Origin of the sequence: Halobacteriovorax sp. RT-1-1 (assembly GCF_047085455.1) — a bacterium.
In the GTDB taxonomy this organism is placed as follows: Bacteria; Bdellovibrionota; Bacteriovoracia; order Bacteriovoracales; family Bacteriovoracaceae; genus Halobacteriovorax_A.
Map to the genome: position 1 here is coordinate 462,532 of NZ_JBKIXZ010000001.1, position 24,097 is coordinate 486,628.

The following is a 24,097-nucleotide window of genomic DNA, read 5'->3' on the forward strand; positions in this document are numbered from 1 at the left end:
GTTCATCCACACTGCAATAATAACCATTCTTGACTAGTTGCGTCAAGCAATAAAATTGCATCAAGAAATAAAAATTAAAACCGATAATGATATTAGGGACTTTTGAGGCATAAAATTTCAGGCCGCAATTGCACCTGAACGAAATATCAGCTAGTTGCAGGTGTTTCAATATGCAAGGAGAAGTATATGTCTGAATTTAACAAAGAGAAATTAGACGATTATTTAGGAATTATTAGGAAGTACATGCAGGTTAGAGGGCCGATGACACAAAAAGATCTCGCTGAATCAACTGGTCTTGGTGTTTCTACTGTTTCTCGCTTTCTTTCGATGAAGACAACTGAGATTAATCCTCAGGTAGTCGCTAAAATTACGGCCGAATTGGATATTCCTCTTCATGAAATGATCGATTTTGTCGAAGAGCACTTTACGGATCACTTTATAAGATTAGTTAAATTCTATAAAGGTGATGAAAAGAAAGAGCAGCCTACACAACAACAAGCGCAACCTCAACAGAAACCAGCCGGTGGTGGATTTGAAGAGGCCCTCGTTGACACAATTAAAAGTGGAACAACTGGCAATGCTCAAATCAATGCTAATCCAACAATGAAGATTGGTGGTAAAACGAGAACGATGCCATTTGTTACAGATACGAGTAATGAAGAATTGTTAAAAGAGCGTATGGCCCAATTAACACCAAGGCAAAAAGCTTACGTTGCTGATTTTTTAAGTCTTGATATCGACGCTAGAGATTTAATTGTCGATCTTGGAAATGACTTATTTAGATATTTTAGACAAAGGGGAATGATTGCTTAATGCATTTTAAAAAGACACTCCTTGCATTCATATTTTCATCTGCGGTAGTAGCACTTCCGCAAACGGTGGAATTTGTCTTTTTATCAGCGGCTCCTAAACAAACACTTTTAGAACAAATTCTATTCAAAAATATCTCACGTAAAATTGCCCAAAATGACGATCACTGTATAGAGATGGGTGACGGATGCTTTGATCCGCAAACAGGTTACATGGTTGGTAAGTCAGGCAAAGACTATGTTGATCAAGAGTATGGCACACCTGATAAAGATGTTGCTGTCGAGAATACGATAGATTCCGATATGATTAGATGTACAGGTGCATATTTCGATATTTTCTGTGGAAAGGCCAAGAAAGTTGAAAAGAAGAAAGTACCTAAGTATGAGGTTTGGATCGATACAAGTGCGTCACTTCGTAATTCAGATTGGTCTAAATCTGGAGACACTTGTTACCGCAGAAGTTTTGTAAGCCGTTTAACTTATGGCTGTCCTGTCACAATCAAGGCTTTTGACTCATCAATTAGAGAAATTAAAAATGACCTCTATCTTTGCCAAACGAAAGGTGGCAATAACACACAAAAAATTATTCGTTGGGTAAAGAACTCAGATGCAAAGCATCTTTTTGTTCTGACTGATATTGATGAAGCCAAAGGAGAGTTAATGGACTTCCTTAGTAATATTGGTGCGACGATCCATGGTGTCGGAAGTAAGGGTTTTTATCCAGAAGATCTATTGAAATTGGCCGATACTTTAAAAGCATCTTGTCAAAAATAGTAGAAATCGCTACAAATAATCATGTTTAAAAAACTTCTTAAATGGTCGAAAGATACTTATACAGAGCTTCCTTGGCGAAGAAATAGAACTGTGTACAAGACACTTGTCTCTGAAATAATGTTGCAACAAACAACTGTAGGTACAGTTCAAAATCACTTTGATAGATTCCTTTCAATTTATCCAGATATTGAAACACTTGCTTCTTCAACTGAGGAAGAAATTTGCGTCGCTTGGAAAGGTCTTGGCTACTATCGACGTGCTCGAAACCTTAGAAAGGCCGCAATTGATATCGTTGAAAACTTCAATGGTAAAATTCCAACAAAGTACGAAGACCTGATCTCTATTACTGGAATTGGAGAGTACACGGCCAATGCTATTTTAAGTATTGGACAAAATAAGAGCGCACTTTCAATTGATGCAAATATTGAAAGAGTTGTTAGCCGTATCTATGGATTAAAAGGTGCCAAAGGGCCAAAGCTTCAAAAGTTAATTAAGAAAAAATTTGAAGATGGAGAATTTCCTGAAATTGCAAAGTGCAAGGGACGTGAAATCAACGAGGCCCTAATGGATCTTGGTCGAATCTATTGTCAGGCAAGAAGTGCAAATTGTGTTGGTTGTCCTGTTCATAAAGATTGTGTTGCTGGTAATTCAAAAGATGCTCTCGAGTATCCAGAAATTCCAGTTAAGAAAATTGCTAAAACTTATGAGCTTGATCTTCTTAGAATTATTGTTAAAGAGAAGGATTCTATATTAGGTTATCGAAAAGCCGATGATGAATGGCTTTCTGGTCAAATTGAATGTCCGACTTTTATTCTAAATAGTGAAGATAAGAAACTTAAGCAATATCCAGAGCTTGATTCAAAGTTGTCCTATAAGAAGTTAAAGAAGTATAAAACGGCCATTACAAAGTATAAGATTACTAATTATATTCTTGAAATTTCTCATGCCGAATTTAAGAAGAGTTATTCCGGATCATTTAGAAAGTATAAGCTAAATGAGAAGTTAAATATTTCGACGGCAACAACGAAGGCCCTTGCTAAGCTGTAATGAAAGTAAATTGTTTCACGGCCATTAAAGAAATTCTTCTTGCGGATGGAATAAAGATTCCATATGAACGAGTTTATGAGTTCTTTGATTCTGTTGAAGACAAGTCTTTTGTAAAACATCGCCTAAGTGAACTAGCTGTTGGTGACTTAATTCTTTGGCGAAAGAATACCATTCCATTTAGTGGTGATACTGGTCACATTGCAATTATTAGAGAAATTCTAACTGATGGTTGGATCAGAGTTTATGATTATTCAAAACAGCCTCATTCAAATGAAGTGTGTACTCGACCTGGACTTGGTGAAGGGGAGATGAAATTAATTTTAGATGGTGATGAAATTCTTGGATTTATTTGGTCAAAAGAAATTAAGAAAACCAAGATGACAAAAGTCCTGGGGATTTCTCCCCAAGACTTAAAGGTATTATTCTAGTTCTTTAATAAAGAAAGTGTAGATATCGGCAACTTCTTTAAATGTTTCAAAGCGTCCTGACGCACCTGCGTGTCCCGCTTCCATATTTGTCCACAGAAGCTTCACTCTTGAATCCGTCGCGTAGTCACGAAGTTTATAAGTCCACTTCATTGGTTCCCAGTAAGTCACTCGAGGATCATTAAGACCTGCAATTGCTAGTACTGCTGGATAATCTCTCTTTTGTACATTTGAATACGGGCAATATGACTTGATATAATCAAAGTATTCCTTATCATTTGGATTTCCCCACTCTTCATACTCAAGCTGAGTTAGGGGAAGACTATCATCAAGCATTGTGTTTAGAACGTCGACAAATGGAACATCTGCGCAAGCTGCACCAATGAGGTTTTCTGTGTCGAGGTTAATTGTTGCACCAACAAGCATTCCGCCAGCACTTCCCCCCATAATTCCGATTTTACCTTTTGCAGTATATCCCTCGTTAATCAGATACTTTACACAAGAGTAAAAATCTTTAAATGTGTTTTGCTTCTTTAGAAATTTTCCATTCTCATACCATGCACGTCCCATTGTAGAACTCCCACGAATATGCCCAATAGCGTAAACGAAGCCACGATCAAGGAGTGAGATATTATTGCGGTTAAACCATGGATGAATTGAAATTGAATATGATCCATATCCGTAAAGAAGACACTTGTTAGGATCACCAATCTTAGTTGTCTTTGCTCTAATGATTGTCATTGGAACGAGGACTCCATCGTGAGAAGGGATAAATTTTCTCTCGACAACATAATTTTCATGATCAAAGCCAGGAACTTCAACTTGATGAATATGCGTTGATTCACCTGTTTCTACATTGTAGTCAAAAGTGGTACTCGGAGTCGTTGGTGAGCTGTAGTTGTAACGATATACATTTGTATCAAAATTTGCGTTATTACCACCGCCTGCATGATAAGCATCTTCTGGAAAAGTAATTTCTCTTCTTTCATCTCCATTGATAACAAGAAAGTGATTTAGTCCTTTTTCGCGAAAGCTTACAACTTTGAAATCTTTAAATACATTAATATTTGTAAGATATCTCTCAGGACTTCCTTCAACTTCAACGGAAGCAGTCGCGTAATCAGGGTTTGTAATTGGAGTTCTTAGAACTGAGAAGTTTTCGCTAAACTTATTTGTTAGAACTAAGAAATCGTTCCCATCTGCTTCAACTGTATATTCAATCTTGTCTTCTTTAGGGAAGATTTCAATAGGGTTTAGATCACTCGCATCAGCTTTCAAATATGAGATTGAATTATTTGAAGATCCACCCGCATTGATTAGTAAGAACCTGTGATCCATTGTTTCTTCAACAGTAAGGAAGTATTCACCAGACTCTTCAGTATAAATAACTTTATCAAATGAATTATTTATATCAGTAACGTGAACTTTAAATGGACGCATATTTTCATCCATTTCAATATAGGCGTAGTGCTTTGAATCGTTAAACCACACAGGGCCGCTATTAATTTTCTTAGGACCTTCTTTAATGATTTCATTTGTTGATAAGTCTTTAATATATAGATCGTATAGCTCATCACCATTGTCATCAATCGTGTAGATTAAGTAGCGATGGCATGGAGAAATTTCAAATGCACCAACATCAAGGAAGTCACGTCCCTTAGCTAATTCATTTTCATCGAGACAGACTTGTCTTTCATCTGTGCCAATGTGGCGACGAAAGTGAATTGGGTAATCTTTCCCTTCTTCATATCTTTCAAAATACTCATACTCATCATGTGGGTATGGGCATGTTTCATATGTTTGAAGTTCACGAGATTTTAATTCTTCAAAAATTGTATTCTTAAGTTCTTCAGAGTCACTAAGATAGTTTTTGAAGAGTTCATTTTCTTCATTGAGAAATTTCATAACGTCACTATCTTCTTCGCGATTTCTCATCCAGAAGTAGTCATCAGTTAAAACCTGGTCATGAATCTTTGTCTCGTGTGGGATTTTTTTGGGTTGAGGATAATTCATTCTGCCTCCGTGTTTGAAATGTAAGGAAGGGAGTGAATTGCGTTAGCAACACACTCCCATAAAGAGTTAAGGTATAAGCCGGGTCCTGTATTGGACTATCATTCGTCTAGGCCAGTAGTTACCCACTGGCTCGAGCGCTTAACCCGTCAACAAGGGCTGGCTACCCCATGAGTCGACCTATTCAAGCTTGCACCGCCTAGAGTTTACCTGTTTTCACTACAGCAGGTGAGACGAATCTCGTCACTGATTGGCCGGCCGAAGCTACCCCAATCGAGTTCAAACCCCTGTACTTCCTTTCTGTTGCACTTGTCCTAGTCTCACGACCGACGGGCGTTACCCGCTAAGCTGCCATATGGTGCCCGGACTTTCCTCCCGTCTATTACACCGAAGCATAATAAACCAGCGATAGTCTCCTTAACTCTTTGCGAATTTATGCCCTATGTCACATCAAATGTCAAAGTCTTGTTACACCTCTGGTCATGGACTAAGGGAGTATGGTAAAACTTTTTTTAATTATATTCGTATAAGTTATATAGCCAATCGCCTTGGAGAATTGATGAAATATATTTTATTGGCTCTTGTGTCATTTTCAGCAAGTGCAAATCTAAAAAATTATGTACGTGAATATTTAAAAGATTCAACAGAAGTAAAAGAAGCTAGCTATAACTTTGAACTCTCAAAACTTACTCTAGAACTTGAGTCTGGTGATAAGAGGCCATGGACTTTAGGTGTTCTTGCTCAACATGATGATGTTGGACTGATATCAAACCCGAATAATCCAAATCTTGTTAACACATACAAAGCATTCAACTCTGGAGTTGAACTATCGAAAGAAAATGTTTGGGGGGGAAAGTTTTCTATTACTGGATCTTATATTGATTTTAGTGGTGGGACTGAATATGAAGGTTATAACCAAGAAGTTTCATATACTCAGGATCTAGGAAAGAACTTCTTTGGACGTAATGACGATGCTGATATCAAAATTGCCGAAAAAAATGTTTATTCTTCTAAGTATGCATTCGATGCCGAAGTTTCTCAAAATGTTCTTGGCCTAATTGAAACATATTATGACTATAAGAAAACAAAGACTTTAATTCAGCTTAAAGATGAAGCGATGAAACGTGCTGAAAAGAGACTTAAGTTTGTTCAAAAGCAAGTTAGAGATGGACTTAAGGAAAGAGTAGATCTTTATTCTGCACAAGCTTCTGTGAACTCTGTTGGAGAGGAACATGCAGAGCTTGAGTCACAACTTGAAACTTACAAGAAGTCATTAGAAAGTAAACTAGAGAGGGCCCATTCATTTAGAGATATAGATTTATATAAAATCGAAAAAATCAAAATGGAGCCAATTACTGATGGAGAGATTGATTCTAACCTGACAATTCAAGCATTGAATAAGAAGCTAGAGGCTTTGGAAAGTGCAATTGAAAAGTACGATAACTCAGTATTTCCAACAATCGAGCTTAGTGGTGCATATAAGACAAATAGTTATACTGTAGCAGGTAGTGGGAATGTATTTAGTGATGGTACATTTGGTTCTGATAATGACGCTACCGAAGTTGGTCTACAGATTGTGATCCCACTTGGTATGACTGTTGAAAAGAATAATTTAAAAGAAGCGAAAATTATTAAGCTAAATACAGAGTATCAACATAGACTAGCTAAAATTCGAACAAAGAATCAGCTAGAAGCTCTTAAAAATACGATTCGTCTTATTGATAAGACAATTGATTTAGTTCTAAAGAGACACAAGTTAGCGACTCTATCAGTTAAGGAGTATAATAAGCTCTATTCAAGAGGGCGTGCTGACTTTGATAATGTCATCTCAGCTGAAGAAAGACTTATTAGTACAGAGAATAAATTTGTTGAGTATATCAGCCGTCGCCAAAAGTTATATTTTAGCTTACTTGATATCTATGGAAAGCTTGGTAATTACTTTCAATAAAAAATTATAATGTTCGCAGGGTGCTAGGGAGAATCAATCTTCCACACCCTCGGCATAGAATTAAATCTTTTCCACTATTAAACTCACTACATTCACCTGCAGAATAAGTTAAACGACAACTTCCACAGCTATTTCCCTGAAGAAATGTCGCAGCACTGTGATGATTTTTAACTTTTGCTTTAAGGTATAGGTCTTTTGCACGAATACCTACCTCGTCTAGGAGGCCATCGATTTGTTTATTGAGATCATTTACTTTAGAGTCATTTCTTAATTTTATTTGTGTAACTTCTTCGTTAATTTCTGAAATGGTCTCGTTAACACCTTTAATAAACTCTTGTGTATTAGAAATTTCAGTTTCAATTTCCTCAATTTTCTCAAGTAGCTCTAAAATAGTATCTTGCTTTTGATTTGAATCTTCTTCTAGGGAAGATATAGTTTTTTGGATGGCCTCTTCTTGTTGAGAGCTAGTAACAGAACTTAAATTCTGTTTTGCCTGATCTAGCTTCTTGTCTGTATCAAAGAGTTCTTTCTCAAGAGAACTTAAACTTGCTTTTGTTTCAGTAAGTTGCACACTAAGTTGATCATTTAACTCTGTTTTGTTGTCTAGTTGTTTATTTAAAAAATCAATTCTTTTCAACTCTTCGTCTGTCGCGGACTCTAGGCCCTCAATGACTTTTTCTAAATCCATGACATCTTTTAGATATTTTAAGTTTTCCATTTGTAATTAATAACATATTTACCTAGCAGTCGCGATTGGAATATTTGTTTATTTGAGGCGATAATAGGGAAACAGGAGTTGTAATGCGCGGAAGTATATTCGGAAAAATGTTTTCTATGACCACGTTTGGTGAGTCACATGGCCCGGCCCTTGGAGTCGTTTTAGATGGTGTTCCAAGTGGACTTGATTTTAATTTAGAAGATCTACAAAAAATGTTAGATAAGAGGGCACCAGGACGCTCAAAGGGTGTGACTGCAAGAAAAGAGCCTGATCAAGCGGAAGTTCTTTCTGGAGTGTTTGAGGGAAAAACTTTAGGGACTCCAATCGCCGTTATTATTCGCAATACAAATCAAAGAAGTAAAGATTACGAAAAATTAAAGGATAACTACCGCCCAGGTCATGCTGATCGCACTTACGATTTAAAGTATGGTATTCGCGATCACCGCGGTGGAGGACGTAGTAGTGGACGCGAAACTGTTGCCCGTGTTGTTGCAGGGTATTTTGCGAGCCTAGTTTTACCTCAAGTTAAGGTTAATACTTTTATTTCAAAATTAGGTCCATTTGAATGTGAAAATATAATTAAGAGTTTTCCACAGAATCTTGGAACATATAACTTTGGTGATCCATCAAAAGATGCTGAAATTGAAAAGTACTTAATAGATTTAAAGGCGAAAGGAGACTCAATTGGTGGTCGAATTTCAGTAAATATTGAAAATTGTCCAGTAGGTCTAGGTGAGCCAGCTTTTGATAAATTAAAAGCTGATCTTGCAAAAGCTGTTCTTTCAATTGGAGCTTGTGTCGCATTCTCTTTTGGTGCAGGTTCTAAGATGGCAGATATGAGTGGACAAGAAGTAAGCTCTAATAGTGCTAACTTTGGTGGAATCGAGGGCGGAATCAGTAATGGTGAAATGATCAATCTTGATTTAACTTTCAAGCCAACATCGACTGTTGGAGCAAATGCTAAAGAGGGACGTCATGATCCTTGTATTCTACCAAGAGCTGTTGTTGTCGTAGAGTCAATGGTTAGGGTAGTATTGGCCGATCATTTTTTAAGACAGAAGGCGTACGAGGTATAATTTGTCAGAAATAAAGTTATTTGATGAAATTAATGATGTTAATAAAATCCTAAATGAGATTGACTCTGATCGAATTCTCGTTGTGCTCGATTCTAATATTAATAGTCTTTATCTTGATCTCATCGATGTTCGAGAGGGGATTGAAATCTATATTGCACCTGCTGGTGAAGATTGCAAGAATATCTCTGAAGTAGAAAGGGCATGTGAGTTCTTTATTGAAAAGGGTGTACATCGTGGAGCTCATCTAGTTGCTATTGGCGGTGGCGCATGTTCTGATTTTGCGGGCCTAGTTGCTTCATTATTGCTTCGTGGAATTAAGTGGAGTGTTATTCCAACGACACTTCTATCAATGATTGATGCAAGTATCGGTGGAAAAGTTGCAGTTAATTCAAAATACGGAAAAAACCTAATAGGTGCATTCCATCTTCCAGAGAAAGTTTATATCTGTGCAAAATTTTTGGAAACACTTGCGGAAGACGACTTTATTTCGGGTCTGGGAGAATTGGCAAAATACTACTTTCTTGATGAGCAAGTTTTTAATTTGATTAATAATGAAGCAAGCTTTGATGAAATCACACTTCGCTGTGCAAAGTATAAGCAAGAAATTGTTGAGCAAGATTTCAAAGAAGGTGGAATAAGAAAAGTATTAAACTTAGGTCACACTCTAGGTCATGCAATTGAAAAGGTTTATGAACTTCCGCATGGTGTAGCCGTTTATTGGGGCCTTAAGTTAATTTTTAATGTTTTTCACAGAGATGAAGAAAGCCAATTCTTAAATCAATTCTCAAGTATTTTTGGGCTGGATGCCTTGATGTGTCCTTGGGAGGATTCACTTCCAGTTGATGAAATGATGGAATTCATCGCAAAAGATAAAAAGATAATAAGTCGTAATACAATTGAAGTGATTCTACCAAATGGTATTGGCTCTCCGTCAATTCAAACGGTATCTTTAGATGATATTAGACAACACCTATTGGCCTATGCAAATGGTGCAGGCTCATCTAAGAGTTATATAAAGAAAATAAAAGTACCTTCATCAAAATCTTTTGCCAATAGAGCTCTTGTGCTTGCAGCAATATATCCACAAGACATTCAACTCATTAACATGCCTGAATCAACAGACGTTGTTAATATGCTAAGCTGCCTAGAAAGTATTGGCCTTACAATTGAAAAAGCAGAAGATGGAATTATTATTCGTGGATCATTTCCAGAGTGTGAGATCGAGACGGAAGATGTGGTCGAACTTTACTCCGGTGATGGTGGAACGACAAATCGTTTTATTATTCCACTTCTTGCACTTGGAAAGAATAAGTATAGCCTTATTCCAAGTGAAAAAATGTTTGAAAGACCCATGGATGAATTAGTAAGTGTCTTAGATGATCTTGATGCAGTTGTAACACGTGATGAAAAAACATGGTTTCAAATCCAAGGTCCAATAAGTATTTCTAGAGGAGTCTATGAAGTTGACTGTAGTCGATCAACGCAGTTTGCTACAGGTCTTGCTATGGCCTTATCTCCACGTGATATTGATGTTGAGCCAGTTAACTTAACTACGAGTCGCCCATATTGGGACATGACTCTAAATTTAATTGAACGATTTAAAAATGGTGAGCAAGTCTTTGAGGTTCCTGTGGACTTTAGTTCTCTTGGTTATCCATTAGCTTATGGGTGTTTAACAGGCCCTGTGCTCGTTGAAAATTGTAAAGGTATCGACCGTTTTCAAGCAGATAGTAAGTTTATTGGTTTACTAGAGGAGCTTGGAGGTCAATTTGACTTCACATCAAATGGTTTACTCTTTAATGGAATGGATAATCTAAATGGATTTGAGATCGATTGTCGTGATTGTCCGGATCTTATACCGACATTATGTTTCCTTGCTTCATATGCTAATGGAGCAACAATTATTAGAAGTGTTGAAGTCTTAATTCATAAAGAATCAGATCGCTTAAGTGCTGTAATGGACTTAATGGAACTTTACGATATCGAACATCACTATAATGAAGCAGAAGATTTTCTAGAGATTATAGGTACCAAGCCAGATGGACGAATTGTTGATATTGTACCACCTCGTGATCATCGTATGGTTATGGTTTCTTACCTCTACCAATTGGTTAACGGCGGTGGAAATCTTGAAAATAAGGATTGTGTCGAGAAGTCGTTTCCTGATTTCTTTGAGGTAATCGCCTAGTGAAAAAGATTGAAGTCATAATTGTTTCGGCCTTTATTTCGATTTCAATCATTTGCGAAATATTTGGTTATCGTGGAAATATTTATCCATTTTTTAGTTGGAATCTCTTTAGTGTGTCGAGGACTAATTAAATGATTAGTAGTTTCTCTCAGATATTCTACTTAATGACATTTTCAATTATCAGCATGTTTTTATATGAGAGTTTTCCATCTCAAAAACAAACAAATTGGATATCTTCATTTCTTCCAGTAAGTTTTCTTTTTCCAATTTTATGCTTATGGACTATCTCTACATTTGGGGCCATAAGTGATTGTTGTCGAAAATATTTTCGTATTCTCTATTCAATATTACTCTTTTTAATAATAGGAATGACAAATGGTGCTGATATCGACCACGATTTATTCTTATGGCTTTATATTTCGATAATTCTGATTTTTGAAAATAATAATAAAGATCCAAGTTATGATGTTCTAAATTTATCTAAACTTCTAACTGTTCTAGTATATTTTATGTCTGGGTTTTGGAAGGTTTTTTATTCTCTCACAAGTTTCTTTTCCGAAGGACAAGGCTATCTTCATTTAAATGGCTTACATAAAATTATATATAATTATAATTCTAGTATTGGTTATAGCTGGCCAGTTTTAGATCAAGTACCAACGTTTATATTCTTTATTTTTGGATTACTTATCGTATCCTTAGAACTGAGTGGTCTAATCTTATACTTTAGGAAAAAGTCGGCTTTATACATTTGGGCGCTGTTAATAATTGCCTTTCATTTACTGACTGTTGCAGTTATGAAGATTGAGTTTGTATCAAATATAATTCTTCTAGGCTTAATTTTTTGCTTTCCTAAGAAAAAAGAATCCAGCCAATCTTCTCGTTAATATACTGAAGTGTAAAAAAACGTGACTTATCAAGATCTACATTCTTGTCAATAACAAATTGGCCGGTTTTATTGGCAATCATATGTTTATTACTACTTACTGTTGGCGTTTGTGATAATTTACTTTTAACGACCTTAAAGTGAATACAAGATTTTACGCTCGTTGGATTCTCAGGAAGTTTATAATTCATTCCCGATTTTAAAGTTACACATGTACCAAAATCATTGGAAATTAGGATGTTACCTGAGTCAATTACTTTAGAACGCGAAAATGCGTGTACAATTGATTTGTAGGTAAATAGCGAGAAAATTGTAGATAAAATAAAATTTCTTCGTTTCATGATACTATTATATAATAGATTTATAAAAATACAGAAAATTATTTATTAGAGGATACGGTTATGACTTTAAGAAATGGTACGTTAACAAATTTTAATACGGCGACATTTTCGACAGCTAGTGTAACAGGACCTGACCTTTACTATTCAGGTGGAAGTTTTGTTGCTTATAATCACCTAGTTGCAAGATTGGATATTCGTGCTGCTCGTAACTTAAGTGTAGGTACAAATATTAATGCAGGTGGAAATATCACAAATGGTGGCTCTATTACAGCAACAGGTGATGTAAGAGGTGCCAGAGTATGGAATGCTGTTTGGAATGATGTTGCAGATTATCAGCTTCTTAATGATGAATTAATCCCTGGAAAGTGTTATTACGATACTATTGAAGGTGCACGTATATGCTCTGAAAGATGCCAATTAAGTGTTATTGGTATTGCGTCAGATACTTTTGGTTTTGGTGTTGGAAAAGGTAATGCAGGTCTTGAAGTCCCTATAGCCATTGGAGGTTGGGTTCTTGCTTATGTTGACGATGAGTACCCGTGTGGAACACCATTAACAAATGATGAAAATGGAAACTTAACGGAAATGTCTCTTGAAGAGAAACGTGATTATCCTGAAAGATTAGTTGCTATTTATAAGAAAAAAGAACACAAAGATACATTCGGTGATGGTAATATTGAGATTCAAGTTGATGGCCGTCATTGGGTAAAAGTTAAGTAATAAAAGGTCTACTATGATAGTCTTATCAATTGCTTTTTCGGAAGCTTGTAACTTAAGTTGTAGTTACTGCAATGTTGATAAGCTTTCCAAGAAATCAATCAATACAGATTTATTTTTTGAATCATATAAGAAGGTTCGCGCTGAAAATCCTGATGAGTTAATTCAGGTTGATTTCTACGGTGGCGAACCTCTTCTTCATTGGGATAAGATTGTTCGAGTAACTGAAGAATTAAAAAATGAAGATAATATTCAATTCTATATGCCAACGAACGGTCTGCTATTAGATCAAGAGAAAGTCGATTTTTTAAATGAAAATAACATTCGAGTTTCTCTTTCATATGATGGACTATGGCAAGATATCAATCGTAAACAGCATGATAATCGCGCAACAAGTTACTTATATGAAAAGAAGCTTCCGCTTATTAAACAACTTAATGATTTAAGCTGTCACACCATGATTTATGCAGGAAATAGTAATCTTCTTGAGAATCATCTCTTTATCAAAAAAGTTTTAAATCTAAATCCTGATCTTACTCTCATTAGAGATGTTGATGTTTGGACCTATGAGAGTGCAAATGATGTAAACAAAGGATTTAGTGAGCTTGTTGATTGGTATATTGAAAATGTTGATGATGTCGAGATGCCACAAATAATTCTCACTTACTTAAGACACATTCTTCGCTATACGGCCAAAGATATAACGATTGATTATTGCGGAGCAGGAGACACTCATTTATCTTTTTCAGAAGATAAGCTAATTGCCTGTAATCGCTTCAAAGATGACGACCTTTATTTAAAAATCCCAGAATATAAGAATATGGCCGCTTGTGAGAGCTGTAGTGTAAAAAAATTCTGTAGAAAAGGTTGTTTATATGAGAACATTAAGAACGAAGGACCTATTGAAAATATTTGCATAATGTATCGCCATTTTTATAAGGAAATACAACGCATGATTTCTGAAATTAGGTCTAATGAATATTTTACTAGAATCTTGAAAAGAGAAGTGTATGAATCTTAAAGCTCTAAATCGCAGTATGTTTTTGGCGGCTGAACATTTATTTGAAGCGGGTAAACATTTGATGCCAATTTCACCAGAATATGGTGAAAGGCTAATGCTCGAAGCAGATGAAATTCTTTCAATGATAAAGCCAGAAGTTGAGAAAGTATCAGATGAAAAGTTGGACGGAATTCTAGATGAAATCCTTAACGTGGAGATAGAATAATGGTCGCTTATAATTTTGAAAATCCAGCAAAAGCTAAAAAAAGATATGCAAAGAATTTCTTTACTTTAGAAATTACAACGTCGGCACTTTGTGACTTAAATTGTACTTATTGTTTCGAAGGTGAAAAAGTCGATAAGGCTCGTCTTGATAATGAGCTTCCTGTTATCTTTAAAAGAATTGATAGTATCCTTGCGGATAAAAATTGGTTCCAAGAAAAATATGATGGTTTAAACATATCTCTTTGGGGTGGAGAGCCAACTCTTAACCCTAATTTCATTATTGAGTTGATGAACAATTATCGTGACCACGATAATGTTGACTTTCACCTTTATACTAATGCTTTCAATATTCACAATATGAGAAAGATTATTGAAAATGTAGATACAAGCAAACTTCATGTACAGGTTTCCTATGATGGCCGTGCCGTTAATGACAGCTATCGTTTAATGAAGAATAAAAAGCCTTCGAGTAATCATGTTATTAATAACCTTTATGAGCTTGCTAATCTTGGGATTAATGTAAGTATGAAGGCAACTCTTCCTATTGATAGTATGGAGAATCTTTATTCATGTTGGGAAGATTATCATGACATTCAAAAGCTTCTTTGGAAGGTATCAAAAGATATTAATATTAGTTATTCTCCAACGATTGACTATATTACAAAATTTTCTCTTGATGAGAAAAAAGATGCCATCAAGGTTTTTAGGGCAGAGTTTTTAAAAATAGCAAAAAGAGAAATCGAGTTCTATAAAGAAAATGGTCGCTACCTATGTTCTTGGTTTGGTGGTGAAGATAACCGCAAGCATTGTTCTGCAGGTTATAATATGGCCGCTATTGATCAACGTGGAAATCTCTATGCTTGTCACGGAGCGATTTATTCAAAACATAAGGAAGAGTTAGCTTATAGCGATATCAATGATGATGCATTTGTTGAAAAAATAAGTGCATATACGCAAAAATTTGAAGAACCACTTAAGAAGATTCACAAAGATTGTCAGGATTGTGTTGCAACTACTTGTATGATTTGTCCTGTGGCAAGTCACGAGAAGAGTGAAAAAACAGACTTTTTTGAAAAATGGACTGATAATTGGGTTAACGAATTATGTGGTTTCTTTAAAACTTTTGGTGAGATTGATCGAGCTGTACAGAAGCATATATACTCTGTTGGTGTAATGACTACAGAAGAGTATATTGAAAAGGAGGTCACAAATGGCATGTAGTGGTGGACACTGTACCTTTCACAATACAGGAACAGCTACTTGTTCAGGGCACCGAGGTGTTTGTACGTCAAATAGAGGTGTAACCCTAAGTACTGGAGTTGCGACGGGTAATAAAGTTTTAAGTAGTCATATAACTAACTTAAGAAATAATATAGCTGCGGAGTTAGCACGATATCGTGTACACCCTTTTTATAATCCAGGAACTCCTTCGGCGTCACTTGGTGTTGGTGTTAGAATTACAAATGCCGCATCAGCATCAATGAATAACGAGATTAATGACCTTTCTCCTAATAATGATTCAACTGTAAGTTATACGCCAGCACCAACAGGTGTTTCTCCGGCCGATAATAGACCTCGTACCGCGGATGATCCTACTGCTGGTGGTTCATCGGGAGCGAGAACATGGAATAAGTATGGACAAAAAGTTGTTAGATCACATGTACAAGAATTATTGAATTACTATAATACAATTAGAGCAGATTGTATTTGTAACTCTGATTGTAATTGTAATGCTGTATGTTCATGTCACAATAATTGTGGATGTCACTATTAGATTTAAAAGGAATTAATTATGATGTTATATGATGTAGCTTCTGTAGAGGATCGTGGATCGCACTGGTATGTAACGAATGTTTATCCTCATACCCTTGATCCTATTGAAAGACATGAGAAGTTATTAAATCTTTCAGCAGTATCTGCTTCTCTTATCAAAAGGGCCTTAGAAGAAGGCTATGAAGTAAGAATTGCAAAGCCAATTGAATTTAATGAAGTAATGCCTCATGAAATCAAAATTATCGAAGGTGATGCTAACGATTATAATTTTGCAAGAGAGTCCGCAATTAAAAAGGCCCGTATGGTCGTAACGCAGGATCTTGCTTCTGTAAGTGGTTATACTTTTTATAGCTATATGTGTTTAAATAATGAGCTTTGCGATAAGGGCTACTTTATTACTGCTGAAAACCGCGAGTCAAAATATTTAGAAATCTTAGAAACAGGTAATGAAGAACTTATTCAAAAATTAGAAGATTACCTGAATATGCGCGATCAGATTGAAAGAATCAGTGCTCTTAATAAGAAATTTGATCACTTTAGAAAAATCGTTAACGAAGAAGAGTGTACTGATAAAATCGACGAGCTTACAAATAAGTTCTTAGAGGATTATTATTCAACATTCTTCTAGAATTATTCTCTATTCGCAAAAAGATCACCGTAAAGTAAATGGAACATTATTTTACTGCTTCGAGTATTTCTTATTCTCAAGAGCTCGAAGCAGTGATGTGAAATTTGTCCTCTATAACTGCACCCAAGAAGAAAGAATCAACTGGATTAGTGTTTTCAAAGAAAGATACCATTTTCCGGATGAATATATTTCTGACTTTCTCGTTACTAATAGTGTTTATGATATTTTTAAATTAAAGCCTAAGCGTTGTATGATTCTTGATATTCATACGCTTAAACTTCTTGGAGAAACAATTCCATGTGACCTGGTGGTTTTTTCAAATGAAGGCCATGAAATGCGACGTTATGGGATGAAAAAGGTCAAGTATTACGGATTCTATGAATATCAAAATTTTGATGAGCAAGAACTTTTAAAATTCTCGTTTGGAAATTATAAAGATCTTAATACAGTTGATAACTATGTCTTTGTTAATACGCCATCTCTAGACTATACAAATGTTGTGATACCAGAGCTCTACAGGGATCGAAAACTAATTTATAAAATCGCTAATAAGCATCACGAAAATTTACACGAGAAATTTGATACAATGTTGTATTACCAATCTGGTAAAGTTGATACAAATAATCGTCTTGTTCCCGAAAGCCTTTATTATAAGAAGAAGGTCGAAATCTTTAAGAGTGTTATTCAAGACTCCGTAAATATGCGATATAATGATATCTTATTAAATGGATTTGAAGCTTATCACTTAACGGATGAAGATAAGTTAATTCAAGACTTTTTGGATTAATATGATTCTTAGATTAGATAAAGAAAATTATGATCTCTGGTTAACATATAGCTGGAGTGCAAATAATCATGGCCTATGTGGACATACATACGAGGTTATTGATTACTATCTTTTTTTGAAAGATTATATGCGAGTTGGAATTCTTCTTTGTGAAGATATTGATTGGCCTACATTTAGAGATTCTGTTGTTGGTAAATACATCATTTCAAATGAAGAGCTGTTGCAACTTGAAAAAGATACAATATTTGTTAATCGTCCTAATTTAGTACACGCTAATAATATTCTCTTTACTGATGGTGGTGCTAAATCACTTATGGGAAAACATATTCTTGCACAGAAGATATTTCACTTCGCCTGTGGTGATAAAGAACTTCAAGATAACGATAAAGATAATGTTTATATCTTACAAGATGCCCGTATTTATCGTGATTGTAAGAATGCTATTGATTACAAAAAACGTATCAATTTTGATCGTCTTAAAAAGCCTGCAAAATCAAATCGTTGTAACTTGTTGTATGGCACAAAAAATTGTCGAAATATTCCGGATCAGATGTACTTGGAGCTCCTTGAGCAATTTGATGGTGATTTCATATGCTTAACTAATAGGGAAAATCGACCTGAAGGACGTTTAGAAGGCCTTTCTGAGCGTTTTGACTTCCCGGAAATGCCAATTCCAGACTTATTTGAAAAGTTTGATAGATATATCTATACGCCCGTCCCACGTAAGTTTGATTGCAGTCCTCGCATGATTGCAGAATGTAAATTTTTTGAAAAAGAGGTTGTGTATTATAATATAGACTACTGGGATGAAGATAAAGGCCTCTACTGGAGAAAGTGGGATATCGACAATGACTTTGAATCGATATTCTTAAAAGAGGGAGATCCCATACTAGAAATCTTGGGAGCACATATTGGATTATAATATTTTTAGCCATTCAGGTTTGAGGCTAATAAATGACAAATTCAATAAAAGAGCAAAGCTCGATACGGGAACATTCTGTAATTATGAATGTTACTTTTGCTATTATCTTGATGATCTCGATAAAGTGACTCCATTAGAAACTATTAAAAAAAGAGCACAAAAAATCTATAACTGTGGAATGCGAGAAATTGATCTTAGTGGTGGAGAAAGTTCAGTCCACCGAGATTGGTTTGCCATCTTGGATTATTGTAATGAGCTTGGTTTTACAAATATTTCAGCACTTACTAATGGTGCGAAGTTTGCAAATATAGAATTCTGTAAAAAATCGCAAGAACATGGGTTAACGGAATTACTTTTTAGTCTTCACGGAGTTAATGAAGAAAATCATGATTCAATTGTTGGAAGAAAGGGTGCCTTTCGAAAAATGCTAAAGGCCATTTCAAATTGCCAAGAAATAGGCATTAGGGTTCGTATAAACTGTACTGTAACTGATAAGAATGCAGAACTACTCAATGAATATGTCGAATTAATCAATAAGATCATGCCTTATCAATTAAACTTCCTTCCTCTTAATTATTGGGAAGATGCTGATCGACTTGAGTCACAAAGTTATGAACATCTAAGTAAATATATTAAAAAGGCCATTGATAGTCTCAACAATAGTATTCAAATTAATGTCCGCTATATCCCATTTTGTTTTATGCAGGGGTATGAGAAATATGTCGTTGGTGTTTATCAGCATATTTATGATCGTAATGACTGGAATATTTATGCTTACGATGTGGAGAAAATTGAAGAGAAGGTTCTCGATACAAAAGAATATTTCGAAGTTGCCGCTCAAAAGAGAAAGCACACGTACACAAAAGGTAAGGAGTGTTTTAATTGTATGTACTTCTTTGTATGTGATGGCGTAGAAAAGAAAATTTCAAATGTACAAAAGGTCTATCCTGTTGATGGTGATAAAATTGATGATGTACAACATTATCGTCGTGGCCATTATCCAGAGTGTGACTATAAGTAGGTAAGTTATGGAAAAATTACCAAATTCATTAGCAAAAGAAGATATTCTTGAAATAGAACTCGAGTTGACAGGAACATGTAATCTCGACTGTCCACTTTGTTCACGAAGTTATTCAAATGCTAAGCATTTAGTTAAATATAATGAAAGACCAGCAAGTGAGATTATTGCTCAACTTGATGAATACCCAAATATTAAGATGTGCTGTATGGCCGGAATGATTTCTGAGCCAACACTCCATAAAGAATTCTTCACGATAATGGAATATTTAATTGGTCGTGAAATTGAAGTCGAGCTTTATTCGAATGCTTCTCTACATACGACAGATTGGTGGCGAAAGCTTGGTTCGATGATGAGTCCTAGAGATCACGTATTCTTTACAATTTGTGGATCAACTCAAGAACTACATGAAAAATATCGTGTTCGTTCTAATCTTCAACAAGTGTTAGACAATCATGCAGCTTTTAAAGAAGGATGTAAGTACGATATCGATTATCTACAGCATATCATGTTTGAATATAATGCTAAAGATTTTGAAAGTGATGCGATGAAAGAGATTCGCTCTCGCTTTAGTCGTGAGTATAATATTAATACTCTTCCATACAATGAAAGATTTGGTTTCATTAAAGATGAAAAAAATGACATTGCATTAACTGCAGATTTGGCAAAAAGTTATAACCTAATTTCTCGTCATGCTAAGAGACGTTACGAACGAAATAAATCTGGTGAAATTAAATGTCAGATGCGTTGTAAAAGTCTTGAAGAAAAATTTGTGGCCATTGATCAATGGGGTGAAATCTTTCCATGCTTTCTCTATCGTATCTATAATGTTGGTGAGAAATTTAATTTAGATTATTCAAAAATTAATCAATTTAAATATGACTTCTGCTATGAGTGTGAAGCCATGACGACAAAAATGCTAGAAGATATAGGTTTAGAGAGGATGGGGTAATGAGCTGTAAACAGACGACATTACATCGTAGTGAAATCCTAGAGCTTGAAATGGATCTAACGGGTACTTGTAATCTACGCTGTCCTCTGTGTACAAGAAACTACGCACATGCGGGTCATTTATTAAAACGTAATGTACGAAGCTATGAGCAAATAAAAGAACAATTAGATACCTTCACTAATCTTGAAGTTTTTTACATGGCTGGAAATATATCTGAGCCAACACTTCATCCTGAAGTTAAAGATATTTGTCGATACTTAGTCGAACGTGGTGTTGCTATCGAACTATTTACAAATGGTAGTACTCATAATCCTAAATGGTGGGCCGAACTAGGAGAGATACTATCATCAAATGATCGCATATATTTTACTATTTGTGGCTCAACACAAGAGCTACACGAAAAATATCGTGTAGGTAGTAAGCTTCAAGATATCTTGGATAATCATCAAGGATTTATTTCGACAAATAAAGAAGGGATCGATCATATACAGCATATTATGTTCAAATATAATCGTGAAGATTATGAAAGTGAGGCGATGAAGAACATAATTGCCCGCTTTAGTAAAACTTTCAATGTCGACACTGAAGGACAGCGAACATTTAATGAGTATGTAAAATCCTTTGATAAGGATTTAATACGTCCTGAAGATGAAAGAAAAAGAGCGATTGATGCTTTATTTAATATAAAACCATCACCAGGTGAGAGTGAGGATATTGAAATAAAATGCATGAGTCTTAGAGATCGTAAAATTTATATTGATCAATTTGGACAAATATCACCTTGTTATGGCCATGCTGAATACGAGGGACCAGGACATTTTTCTGGAGAAGTATTTGATTATGGTGAAGTATTAAGCTTTAAATTTAAAGACTGTTTTAAATGTGAAAGAAGAATTCAAAAATTAATTGATGTAATGGAGTTAGACTTTGTCTGCTAGTAATGATGCCCTTATTCGTAGTGAGAGAATTGAAATTGATCTCACAGGTACTTGTAATGCAAAGTGTCCTTTGTGTGCTCGTAACTATAAGCATATTGAAGTTAAATATAATGAGAGACACTTGAATGAGATTACTAATCAATTAGATCAGTTTCCAAATGCAAAGTATGTACATTTGGTAGGTGCTTTCTCTGAACCAACATTATATCGCTCTATTTTTGATCTTTGTCGTTATTTAAGAAAAAGAGATATCGCAATCGAAATATGTACAAATGGTGACACTCACAATCCTGAATGGTGGGCCGAGTTAGGTACGATATTAGGTCCTGATGATAGTGTCTACTTTACAGTTTGTGGTTCAACACAAGAGCTTCACGAAATCTATCGAGTTAATACTAGTCTTGCTAATATTAGGGCCAATGCGAAGGCCTTTCGTGAAACAAATCCCTATGGAATTGATTATATCCAACATATCTTATTCGATTACAATGCTGAAGATCTTGAAAATGGAAGTATGGATGAACTTTTAAATGAGTTTAGTAATATCAATTTGACGCAAACACTGTATCGCCGAGAAACAGAGGTATATAAGAACCCTTTTAATCTCGATAAAATGCTCATTACGCCTGAACTTAAGAGAAAGTATGATGTCATTATAAACTCGGCCAAGAAGAAATGGGGCGAGAAAGTTAGTGGTAGTAAAGATTATGATATCGATTGTCGCTCATTTCACAATAAAAGTATTCATATTGATCAGCATGGTACAGTCTTTCCATGTTATGTATGGCTTGAAGAAAGTCGCTTAGAAAAGTGGGATCTTGATTATAAAAAGATACAGAATTTTGAATATGAATGTTGTCAAATTTGTGAAAAGAACTGCAAGCGACTAATGGATATGTGGGAGCTTGAGATTCTATAATGCAATATAATAAGTTTGTTGAATTCATAGAACTTAGTTTAAATAATAGCTGTAATTTACAGTGCCAGGGTTGTCCAAGCCTTAATCCTGGTCATAAAAATAGAAGAGAGCTCGATTTTTCAAAAGTCCTGCCTATAATCAAAAAATTTAACCCTAAAGAAGTTTTTGTCTGTGGTAATGATGGTGAACCATTAGAGCATAGTGATATTAATAATATCCTCATTTCATTGGGGGAAAATTTCTCACAAGATATCCTTATTGCAACTAATGGGGAAAACCTACTCAGTCTCGATGTGGATAAACTAAAAAAATATAAAAACATGGTCTTTCAGGTTGCCATTGACGGACCAAGACAAGAGATACATGAACTAACACGTTGTGGAAGTAGTTTTACTAAAGTTTTAAGTAATATTGAACAAACAAAAAACTTTTTAAATATTGAACCAATTTTTTCTAGGCATGAACTTAACGAAGAGTATGCAATTGAAACTGCGGAATTAATAAATAAAAAATTTGGCCTGGATTTATTATTTAGAGATACTACATTAGTTACGAGAAAAATTAAGCCTCCAAGAAAGAGAAGTGTTAAAGGGAATATGGATTTTCTTTATGATAAGAAGTATTCAAAGCCTGTTGTGCCCTGGTTTAAAAGAATTTATATCAACTCTGATGGAAGTTGTTATCCGTGCGTTTCTTTTATTTATGCAAGTACAGAAGTAAAACCAGTAAATATCTATTCATATGAGAGTACTTTTGAGTTTTTTTCTGATTTTATAAAATTTTCAAAAAAATTTTGTAACTGCTATCAAGCTCTAGGAAATACCACGCAGTGTAAACTCAATTGTGATTTTTATATGAATGATTTTGAATATGATGATTTAGAAAGTATTAAGGATATTTCGTGATTAAAAGTAATACCTCATTTGGTAAGTTAAACTCTATAATTGTTGGACGAGAACTTGAGATTAGTAAGCGTATCGCTGATTTTACTTTCCAGCACTTCTACGGAGAAAATTTAACACATGCAGTATATGACAGGCTAGAACATGCGGGTCAAGAATACTATGTGAATCATGATCTTTTATTAAAACGAAACAAACAGCTTGATGATTTGGCAAACACTTTTGAGAGACTTGGTATTGAAGTATATCGTCCTGAGCGATTGGGGCAGGTCGTAACAATTAAAACGCCTGATTATAAAACAGAGCTTTCAAGTGCCAGTAATGTACGTGATGTATCTTTGGTATATCGTGACTATATTATTGAAACTCCAACTTATGTAAGAAATAGATTTTTTGAAAATACCCTCTTGTATAATGTGTACAACGGATTATTTGATGGGGGACGCGGTGGAAAATGGATTCGCTCACCACACAATAAGTTAATTGAAGAAACTATGGATTTAAGTCCTTGGGATTCAGTAAGAGATTATGAAAATTTTGATCGTTCTAAATATACAATGGCCATTGATGGAGCACAATTTCTACGTATTGGGAAAGATGTCATTGTGAATGTTAATTCTTATAATCACTATCTAGGACTTGAGTGGGTGAAGTCATTTTTTCCCGAGAGTGATTTCCATATTGTTAATGTAGCGGATAATCATATTGATGGTGTTCTCGTTTGCCTTAAGCCTGGTACATTTTTAGTAAATCCTAAGTATCGAAATATAAAAGATTTCTTGCCTGATAAATTTAAAAATTGGGATTGTTTATTTCCTGATGACTATAAGGCAGAGCCAGTTATTGAATCCGGTAAAACGGATATCGATATTCAACTTGCAAGTACACGTGGGATGGATATCAATATAGTAAGTGTTGATGAAGAAAATGTTTTAGTAAGTGAAAGTGCTGTAAATGTCATTGAACTTTTAGATAAGCATGGTTTTAAACCTCATCCTGTTAGATTAGAGAATTGTGAAATATTTGGTGGTGGTATACATTGCTCTACCCTGGATATAAATAGAGACGATGAATATATCGATTATACAAAGTAGTAC

25 protein-coding genes and 1 other RNA gene are annotated in these 24,097 nt (G+C 35.0%); 22 read left to right on the forward strand and 4 right to left on the reverse strand.

Going from position 1 to position 24,097, the window contains the following annotated elements; genetic code table 11:
* Positions 1-186: 186 nt before the first annotated feature.
* From ACMAWV_RS02370 to ACMAWV_RS02385, 4 genes are read left to right on the forward strand one after another with little or no spacing between them, the layout of a single operon-like run.
* Complete coding sequence (locus tag ACMAWV_RS02370; RefSeq protein ID WP_103218748.1) at positions 187-813, forward strand: helix-turn-helix domain-containing protein; 627 nt, start codon at positions 187-189, stop codon at positions 811-813.
* Positions 813-1,583, forward strand: coding sequence for a hypothetical protein (locus tag ACMAWV_RS02375; protein ID WP_412463069.1), 771 nt, complete (start codon positions 813-815; stop codon positions 1,581-1,583). The genes ACMAWV_RS02370 and ACMAWV_RS02375 overlap by 1 nt, the downstream gene beginning before the upstream one ends.
* Before the next feature lie 21 nt (positions 1,584-1,604).
* Positions 1,605-2,630 (forward strand): hypothetical protein, encoded by a 1,026-nt coding sequence (locus ACMAWV_RS02380; protein ID WP_412470019.1) that lies wholly within the window; start codon positions 1,605-1,607, stop codon positions 2,628-2,630.
* Positions 2,630-3,058 carry a hypothetical protein gene (locus ACMAWV_RS02385; RefSeq protein ID WP_412470018.1) on the forward strand — a complete coding sequence of 143 codons (429 nt, stop codon included), beginning with the start codon at positions 2,630-2,632 and terminating at the stop codon, positions 3,056-3,058. The genes ACMAWV_RS02380 and ACMAWV_RS02385 overlap by 1 nt, the downstream gene beginning before the upstream one ends.
* Here the strand turns inward: ACMAWV_RS02385 and ACMAWV_RS02390 are convergent.
* Positions 3,050-5,068: a S9 family peptidase gene (locus tag ACMAWV_RS02390; RefSeq protein WP_412470017.1), complete on the reverse strand. Its 2,019-nt coding sequence runs from the start codon at positions 5,066-5,068 to the stop codon at positions 3,050-3,052. The two genes, ACMAWV_RS02385 and ACMAWV_RS02390, sit on opposite strands and share 9 nt — an antisense overlap.
* A gap of 58 nt (positions 5,069-5,126) precedes the next feature.
* An RNA gene (gene rnpB / locus ACMAWV_RS02395) (RNase P RNA component class A) lies at positions 5,127-5,490 on the reverse strand.
* Positions 5,491-5,624: 134 nt separating this feature from the next.
* On the opposite strand from rnpB, the gene ACMAWV_RS02400 reads away from it, so the two are divergent.
* Entirely contained in the window at positions 5,625-7,013 is a 1,389-nt protein-coding gene (locus ACMAWV_RS02400; protein WP_412470016.1) for a TolC family protein, read from the forward strand.
* Positions 7,014-7,017: 4 nt separating this feature from the next.
* Here the strand turns inward: ACMAWV_RS02400 and ACMAWV_RS02405 are convergent, their stop codons facing one another.
* Positions 7,018-7,731 carry a zinc ribbon domain-containing protein gene (locus ACMAWV_RS02405; RefSeq protein ID WP_392990536.1) on the reverse strand — a complete coding sequence of 238 codons (714 nt, stop codon included), beginning with the start codon at positions 7,729-7,731 and terminating at the stop codon, positions 7,018-7,020.
* Between the two features lie 83 nt (positions 7,732-7,814).
* Here ACMAWV_RS02405 and aroC point away from each other — a divergent pair, with 83 nt between their 5' ends.
* The 3 genes from aroC to ACMAWV_RS02420 all read left to right on the forward strand — a co-directional run bounded on the left by aroC (position 7,815) and on the right by ACMAWV_RS02420 (position 11,879).
* Positions 7,815-8,807 (forward strand): chorismate synthase, encoded by a 993-nt coding sequence (gene aroC / locus ACMAWV_RS02410; protein ID WP_103218755.1) that lies wholly within the window; start codon positions 7,815-7,817, stop codon positions 8,805-8,807.
* A 1-nt stretch (position 8,808) separates the two neighbouring features.
* The gene (locus tag ACMAWV_RS02415) at positions 8,809-10,995 is read left to right on the forward strand and encodes a hypothetical protein (protein WP_412470015.1); all 2,187 of its coding nucleotides are present in this window, start codon (positions 8,809-8,811) and stop codon (positions 10,993-10,995) included.
* Positions 10,996-11,159: 164 nt separating this feature from the next.
* Complete coding sequence (locus ACMAWV_RS02420; protein ID WP_392990540.1) at positions 11,160-11,879, forward strand: hypothetical protein; 720 nt, start codon at positions 11,160-11,162, stop codon at positions 11,877-11,879.
* Here ACMAWV_RS02420 and ACMAWV_RS02425 read toward each other — a convergent pair.
* Positions 11,845-12,219 carry a hypothetical protein gene (locus ACMAWV_RS02425; protein ID WP_412470014.1) on the reverse strand — a complete coding sequence of 125 codons (375 nt, stop codon included), beginning with the start codon at positions 12,217-12,219 and terminating at the stop codon, positions 11,845-11,847. The genes ACMAWV_RS02420 and ACMAWV_RS02425 overlap by 35 nt on opposite strands.
* A 60-nt stretch (positions 12,220-12,279) precedes the next feature.
* On the opposite strand from ACMAWV_RS02425, the gene ACMAWV_RS02430 reads away from it, so the two are divergent.
* The 14 genes from ACMAWV_RS02430 (at position 12,280) to ACMAWV_RS02495 (ending at position 24,094) form a co-directional block, all read left to right on the forward strand.
* The gene (locus ACMAWV_RS02430; RefSeq protein ID WP_412470013.1) at positions 12,280-12,939 is read left to right on the forward strand and encodes a hypothetical protein; all 660 of its coding nucleotides are present in this window, start codon (positions 12,280-12,282) and stop codon (positions 12,937-12,939) included.
* Positions 12,940-12,952: 13 nt separating this feature from the next.
* Positions 12,953-13,957, forward strand: coding sequence for a radical SAM protein (locus ACMAWV_RS02435; RefSeq protein WP_103218760.1), 1,005 nt, complete (start codon positions 12,953-12,955; stop codon positions 13,955-13,957).
* Entirely contained in the window at positions 13,947-14,162 is a 216-nt protein-coding gene (locus ACMAWV_RS02440) for a hypothetical protein (RefSeq protein WP_103218761.1), read from the forward strand. Before ACMAWV_RS02435 ends, ACMAWV_RS02440 begins: the two co-directional genes overlap by 11 nt.
* On the forward strand, positions 14,162-15,382 hold the full coding sequence (locus tag ACMAWV_RS02445; protein WP_103218762.1) for a radical SAM protein: 1,221 nt from the start codon (positions 14,162-14,164) through the stop codon (positions 15,380-15,382). Before ACMAWV_RS02440 ends, ACMAWV_RS02445 begins: the two co-directional genes overlap by 1 nt.
* A complete protein-coding gene (locus ACMAWV_RS02450) occupies positions 15,372-15,935 on the forward strand; it encodes a hypothetical protein (protein ID WP_103218763.1) in 564 nt (187 codons plus the stop codon). Before ACMAWV_RS02445 ends, ACMAWV_RS02450 begins: the two co-directional genes overlap by 11 nt.
* Positions 15,936-15,953: 18 nt before the next feature.
* Positions 15,954-16,562, forward strand: coding sequence for a hypothetical protein (locus ACMAWV_RS02455; RefSeq protein WP_103218764.1), 609 nt, complete (start codon positions 15,954-15,956; stop codon positions 16,560-16,562).
* 97 nt (positions 16,563-16,659) lie between these two features.
* Entirely contained in the window at positions 16,660-17,349 is a 690-nt protein-coding gene (locus tag ACMAWV_RS02460) for a hypothetical protein (protein ID WP_103218765.1), read from the forward strand.
* A gap of 1 nt (position 17,350) precedes the next feature.
* On the forward strand, positions 17,351-18,271 hold the full coding sequence (locus ACMAWV_RS02465) for a hypothetical protein (RefSeq protein WP_412470012.1): 921 nt from the start codon (positions 17,351-17,353) through the stop codon (positions 18,269-18,271).
* Positions 18,261-19,292 (forward strand): radical SAM protein, encoded by a 1,032-nt coding sequence (locus ACMAWV_RS02470; protein ID WP_412470011.1) that lies wholly within the window; start codon positions 18,261-18,263, stop codon positions 19,290-19,292. Before ACMAWV_RS02465 ends, ACMAWV_RS02470 begins: the two co-directional genes overlap by 11 nt.
* Before the next feature lie 7 nt (positions 19,293-19,299).
* On the forward strand, positions 19,300-20,241 hold the full coding sequence (locus tag ACMAWV_RS02475) for a radical SAM protein (RefSeq protein WP_412470010.1): 942 nt from the start codon (positions 19,300-19,302) through the stop codon (positions 20,239-20,241).
* Positions 20,241-21,179, forward strand: a complete 939-nt coding sequence (locus ACMAWV_RS02480; RefSeq protein ID WP_412463064.1) for a radical SAM protein — start codon at positions 20,241-20,243, stop codon at positions 21,177-21,179. Before ACMAWV_RS02475 ends, ACMAWV_RS02480 begins: the two co-directional genes overlap by 1 nt.
* A complete protein-coding gene (locus ACMAWV_RS02485; RefSeq protein ID WP_392990557.1) occupies positions 21,169-22,098 on the forward strand; it encodes a radical SAM protein in 930 nt (309 codons plus the stop codon). The genes ACMAWV_RS02480 and ACMAWV_RS02485 overlap by 11 nt, the downstream gene beginning before the upstream one ends.
* Positions 22,098-23,003 (forward strand): radical SAM protein, encoded by a 906-nt coding sequence (locus ACMAWV_RS02490; protein ID WP_412470009.1) that lies wholly within the window; start codon positions 22,098-22,100, stop codon positions 23,001-23,003. The genes ACMAWV_RS02485 and ACMAWV_RS02490 overlap by 1 nt, the downstream gene beginning before the upstream one ends.
* Complete coding sequence (locus tag ACMAWV_RS02495) at positions 23,000-24,094, forward strand: hypothetical protein (protein WP_103218772.1); 1,095 nt, start codon at positions 23,000-23,002, stop codon at positions 24,092-24,094. The genes ACMAWV_RS02490 and ACMAWV_RS02495 overlap by 4 nt, the downstream gene beginning before the upstream one ends.
* Positions 24,095-24,097 lie beyond the last annotated feature (3 nt).

What these genes read in the sequence shown, in the direction of transcription:
- ACMAWV_RS02475 (WP_412470010.1), top strand. Translation starts at nt 19,300, where the DNA reads ATGGAAAAATTACCAAATTCATTAGCAAAAGAAGATATTCTTGAAATA.
- ACMAWV_RS02405 (WP_392990536.1), bottom strand. Translation starts at nt 7,731, where the DNA reads ATGGAAAACTTAAAATATCTAAAAGATGTCATGGATTTAGAAAAAGTC.
- ACMAWV_RS02465 (WP_412470012.1), top strand. Translation starts at nt 17,351, where the DNA reads ATGATTCTTAGATTAGATAAAGAAAATTATGATCTCTGGTTAACATAT.
- ACMAWV_RS02425 (WP_412470014.1), bottom strand. Translation starts at nt 12,219, where the DNA reads ATGAAACGAAGAAATTTTATTTTATCTACAATTTTCTCGCTATTTACC.
- ACMAWV_RS02390 (WP_412470017.1), bottom strand. Translation starts at nt 5,068, where the DNA reads ATGAATTATCCTCAACCCAAAAAAATCCCACACGAGACAAAGATTCAT.
- ACMAWV_RS02420 (WP_392990540.1), top strand. Translation starts at nt 11,160, where the DNA reads ATGACATTTTCAATTATCAGCATGTTTTTATATGAGAGTTTTCCATCT.
- ACMAWV_RS02430 (WP_412470013.1), top strand. Translation starts at nt 12,280, where the DNA reads ATGACTTTAAGAAATGGTACGTTAACAAATTTTAATACGGCGACATTT.
- ACMAWV_RS02490 (WP_412470009.1), top strand. Translation starts at nt 22,098, where the DNA reads ATGCAATATAATAAGTTTGTTGAATTCATAGAACTTAGTTTAAATAAT.
- ACMAWV_RS02435 (WP_103218760.1), top strand. Translation starts at nt 12,953, where the DNA reads ATGATAGTCTTATCAATTGCTTTTTCGGAAGCTTGTAACTTAAGTTGT.
- ACMAWV_RS02385 (WP_412470018.1), top strand. Translation starts at nt 2,630, where the DNA reads ATGAAAGTAAATTGTTTCACGGCCATTAAAGAAATTCTTCTTGCGGAT.
- aroC (WP_103218755.1), top strand. Translation starts at nt 7,815, where the DNA reads ATGCGCGGAAGTATATTCGGAAAAATGTTTTCTATGACCACGTTTGGT.
- ACMAWV_RS02400 (WP_412470016.1), top strand. Translation starts at nt 5,625, where the DNA reads ATGAAATATATTTTATTGGCTCTTGTGTCATTTTCAGCAAGTGCAAAT.
- ACMAWV_RS02375 (WP_412463069.1), top strand. Translation starts at nt 813, where the DNA reads ATGCATTTTAAAAAGACACTCCTTGCATTCATATTTTCATCTGCGGTA.
- ACMAWV_RS02480 (WP_412463064.1), top strand. Translation starts at nt 20,241, where the DNA reads ATGAGCTGTAAACAGACGACATTACATCGTAGTGAAATCCTAGAGCTT.
- ACMAWV_RS02445 (WP_103218762.1), top strand. Translation starts at nt 14,162, where the DNA reads ATGGTCGCTTATAATTTTGAAAATCCAGCAAAAGCTAAAAAAAGATAT.
- ACMAWV_RS02380 (WP_412470019.1), top strand. Translation starts at nt 1,605, where the DNA reads ATGTTTAAAAAACTTCTTAAATGGTCGAAAGATACTTATACAGAGCTT.
- ACMAWV_RS02450 (WP_103218763.1), top strand. Translation starts at nt 15,372, where the DNA reads ATGGCATGTAGTGGTGGACACTGTACCTTTCACAATACAGGAACAGCT.
- ACMAWV_RS02370 (WP_103218748.1), top strand. Translation starts at nt 187, where the DNA reads ATGTCTGAATTTAACAAAGAGAAATTAGACGATTATTTAGGAATTATT.
- ACMAWV_RS02440 (WP_103218761.1), top strand. Translation starts at nt 13,947, where the DNA reads ATGAATCTTAAAGCTCTAAATCGCAGTATGTTTTTGGCGGCTGAACAT.
- ACMAWV_RS02455 (WP_103218764.1), top strand. Translation starts at nt 15,954, where the DNA reads ATGATGTTATATGATGTAGCTTCTGTAGAGGATCGTGGATCGCACTGG.